The organism is Glutamicibacter sp. AGC84, assembly GCF_053543575.1.
In genome coordinates this window covers 58,164-61,613 of record NZ_JBLVOC010000015.1, presented here as the reverse complement: position 1 = coordinate 61,613, position 3,450 = coordinate 58,164, and the positions used below count along the sequence as shown (strand labels likewise).

General features: G+C 65.4%; 6 protein-coding genes. 3 read left to right on the top strand and 3 right to left on the bottom strand.

Translation table 11 applies throughout. The features are described from left to right. Positions 1-42: 42 nt before the first annotated feature. From ACNPN0_RS09095 to ACNPN0_RS09085, 3 genes are all read right to left on the bottom strand, one after another. A complete protein-coding gene (locus ACNPN0_RS09095) occupies positions 43-681 on the bottom strand; it encodes a CueP family metal-binding protein (protein ID WP_448937866.1) in 639 nt (212 codons plus the stop codon). Between the two features lie 34 nt (positions 682-715). Further along, entirely contained in the window at positions 716-1,321 is a 606-nt protein-coding gene (locus ACNPN0_RS09090) for a DUF305 domain-containing protein (protein ID WP_448937867.1), read from the bottom strand. Positions 1,322-1,414: 93 nt separating this feature from the next. Then, complete coding sequence (locus ACNPN0_RS09085) at positions 1,415-1,855, bottom strand: hypothetical protein (protein WP_448937868.1); 441 nt, start codon at positions 1,853-1,855, stop codon at positions 1,415-1,417. Between the two features lie 231 nt (positions 1,856-2,086). Between ACNPN0_RS09085 and ACNPN0_RS09080 the strand changes: the two genes are divergently transcribed. The 3 genes from ACNPN0_RS09080 to ACNPN0_RS09070 are packed head-to-tail and all read left to right on the top strand — an operon-like array spanning position 2,087 to position 3,426. Next, positions 2,087-2,539, top strand: coding sequence for a MarR family winged helix-turn-helix transcriptional regulator (locus ACNPN0_RS09080; RefSeq protein ID WP_181148888.1), 453 nt, complete (start codon positions 2,087-2,089; stop codon positions 2,537-2,539). A 34-nt stretch (positions 2,540-2,573) separates the two neighbouring features. Then, a complete protein-coding gene (locus ACNPN0_RS09075; protein WP_105658061.1) occupies positions 2,574-2,996 on the top strand; it encodes an organic hydroperoxide resistance protein in 423 nt (140 codons plus the stop codon). Then, positions 2,989-3,426: a DoxX family protein gene (locus ACNPN0_RS09070; protein ID WP_105658060.1), complete on the top strand. Its 438-nt coding sequence runs from the start codon at positions 2,989-2,991 to the stop codon at positions 3,424-3,426. Before ACNPN0_RS09075 ends, ACNPN0_RS09070 begins: the two co-directional genes overlap by 8 nt. Positions 3,427-3,450: the final 24 nt, after the last annotated feature.

Below are 3,450 nucleotides of genomic sequence, written 5' to 3'. Positions count from 1 at the left end.
CCCCCCCCGAGTCCGTTTGCGCGCTGTCCGCGGCCGCTGGCCCTAGACCAGCCGCAGCTCCGTCAGGCAGGTTGCGCTGGACTGCCCCGCAGTGGACACCGTGGTCTTGGCGCTCTTCCCCTGGTAGGTGAATTCAAGGTCCACCGTGATTCCCCGCGGAACCCAGAGGCCGATGAATCCGTTGTCGAAGGTTTCCATGCCCTGGTCCACCAGCACCTCGCCGGTCTCGGCGTTCACGGCCTTGACCTCCATCTCCTTGCCTTGCAACTGCCCAAGGCAGGTGGTGAGGCTATGGAAATGGCAGCTGTGCGTCTGGTCCACATAGGGCGCGGCCGAAAGATAGTACTGGCCTTCCGGCAGCGGCAGGTTCGCGGTGCGTCCCGACGCATCGGCCAGCACCAGTTGCGTTGGCTGCACCATGGCGGTGAAGTTCTCCGGCCGCTGCTCCTGCGGCAAGCGATCGAGCCGGTCGATGGCCGCCTTGGCGTCGAGTCCTTCCAGTCCCAGTTCGGCGAGGAACTGACCGGTGTCCTCGGCTGCAACCACCGTTGGCTCGGGCTGCGCGACGGGTGCCGCAGCGGTGCTGCATCCGGCCAGCACGGCCAGCGCGAGCAGCGAACCGGCGCCCCTGGTCGCAATGCGGGCACGGTAGCTCTTGCCGCCGGCAAATATTCCAGACATGGCCACTCCCAATTTTCCTGTCTCCAATTCCGGGCTACAGCGTCTCAAGCAGCTGCTTCATCTCAGTGATTTCCCTGGTCTGGGAATCAACGATCTGCTGGGCCAGGTCGAGGGCCGCCGGGTAGCTTCCCTCGCTGATCTCGGTCTTGGACATCTCCACGGCGCCTTCGTGGTGCATGATCATCTGCTCGAGAAAGAGCCGGGCAGCGTCGGAGCCGGTCGCGTCTTCCAGCGCCGTGATGCCTTCCTCCGGGACCATCCCGTCGCCGTGGTCCATGCTCCCGTGATCCTTCCCGCCGGACATATTCCACTCGGAAAGCCAGCGGTCCATGCGTTCGATCTCCGGGCCTTGCGCAGCCTGGATCCTTTCGGCCAGGGATGCCACCTCGGCGGGAATCCCGGATTTGCCCAGCAGGATGCCGGACATCTCGATCGCCTGTTCGTGGTGCACCTTCATGCCCGCGGCGAAGGCCATATCGGCGTCGTTGGCCGACGCGGACTGGTCCATGGAATGCCCGGAATGCGAACCGGAGGCCGAGGCGCTCGGCGCCTCGGTGCTTGCTGGTTCCCCTGCGCATCCGGCGAGGGCGAGCGTTGCACCCAGTACGAGGGCGCTGGAAATGAGGGTCTGCTTGTTCATGGTGATTCTCCTGGTGGATCTGGAACATGAGCGGCGTCCGCCTGCGGCGGCGCCGGAACTAGCTGGAGGCCAGTGCATCGACCGGCCAAGTTCTCACGTTCGGCAGATCCCCAACGCAACCAGATCAGGTTTATCCGGTGCGATCCCCCGCAGTTCCGGTGCCGCGCAAAGGGTCCGCGGGAACACCGTCCGGAGAACGGCTACGGTCTGCGGCGGCCGCAGGAACAGCAGCATGGCCAGCAACGCCAAGACGCAACCGGCGGCGGCCATCTCATGGCCCATCGGGCAGTCGGTACAGCCCTGCTCCCCGCCGCCCGCATCGGCTGGCGGAGCATGGTGCGAGGGCTGGGTGTGAGCCGGATGCGCCTGCGCGACCGGGGTTGGGGCCGGGGATTGCGCCGTGACTCCATGATGCATCACATGCATCGAGAACAAGCCGAAAAGCACCGCGCTGATCAGCAGCAGCGAGCGGACTACCGCCAGGCGGGGGCAGGTGCGCCCTCCGGCCTTCGCCAGGTAGTTGCCGATGCTCATGGATCCCAGCTTAGCGACGCCAACGCAAGGGCGCGAAACATGCCCCCATCAGCCGGCGGGACAAGATCCCTGCCGGTGCTCCGGCCCGTCACTGTCCCCCGATTCCAGTGCCGGTCCGGCTCCAATTCCAAATCCGATTCCAAGCCCCCGTCCTGCGGTCCGCGCAGCGCCACGCCTGGCGAATCGATAATTTAAGTTGCGCACAATTGAATTGCGTGCAATCATTATTCCATGGCAATAGTTGACGACATGGTGTGCTTCTCCCTCTACTCGGCCAGCCGGGCCACCACCCGCGCATATACCGAGCTGCTCGCCCCTTGGCAGCTGACTTACACCCAGTACCTGGTGCTCGTTGCACTGTGGTCCGAAGGCGATAAGCCGGTGCGCGAAATCGGCGAGATGCTCCAGCTGGACTCCGGGACCCTGTCCCCGCTGCTGCGCCGGCTGGAACAAAAGGACTTCATCGAACGCCAACGCGATGACCAGGACAGCCGCGTCGTCAACGTCCGCCTGACCCCCGCTGGCGTATCACTGCGCAAGGAACTGGCGCATATCCCGGCGCAGATCGCCTGCGGCACCGGGTTGCCGGATATGGAAAGCGCCAAAGCGCTGCTGGCATCCCTGCACCGCATTACCGCCTCCATGCAGCAAATCCCCGCTCCGGACCAACCCTCCGGAAAATAGCTACCAGATTTCACCCTCATCGAAAGGCAGTTTCATGGAAACCCTGTACACCGCTGAATCCCTGTCCACCGGCCAAGGCCGCGAAGGCCGCGTCCAGACCCCGGACGGCAAGCTCGATCTGGCCCTGGCCTCCCCGGCAGAACTGGGCGGCTCGGGAGCCGGCACCAACCCGGAACAGCTGTTCGCCGCGGGCTACGCCGCCTGCTTCCACTCGGCATTGAATATGGTGGCGCGCGGCCGCAAGGTCAAGATCGAGGACTCCAGCGTCGGCGGCCGAGTCCACCTGAACCGCGACGGAGAGAACGGGTTCAAGCTCTCGGTTGAGCTGGAAGTCATCATTCCCGGCATGGAACCCGCACTGGCCCAGGAACTGGCCGATGCGGCCCACCAGGTCTGCCCCTACTCCAACGCCACCCGCGGCAACATCGATGTCCTGGTCAGCGTCAGCGATGACTAGGTCCCCGGCGGCGAAGCCCCTGGGAATTGCCCGGCACGGCGCACGGATTGCGCTCGGGGCATTCCTGGGCTTCGCCGGGGTCAGCCACCTGACCTTTGCCCGCGAGGAATTCCGCGCCCAGGTCCCGGACTTCGTCCCGCTGGATCCGGACCTGACGGTCATCCTTTCCGGTGTCGCCGAAATCGGCCTGGGACTTTCCCTGCTGGCGCTGCTCAAGAAGCGGGTCGCCGTGGGCTGGATCGCCGCGCTCTTCTTCGTCGCGGTATTCCCCGGCAATCTCGCCCAGTGGCAGGAGGGACGCGACGCGTTCGGCCTGGACACCGACGGGAAACGGCTTGCCCGGCTCTTCTTCCAGCCAGCGCTGGTAGCGCTCGCCCTATGGAGCACCGCCGCATGGCGGGACCGGGCCCAGCTTCGGTCCAAGGCCTAGCAACTTCAGCCACGTGCGCACAGC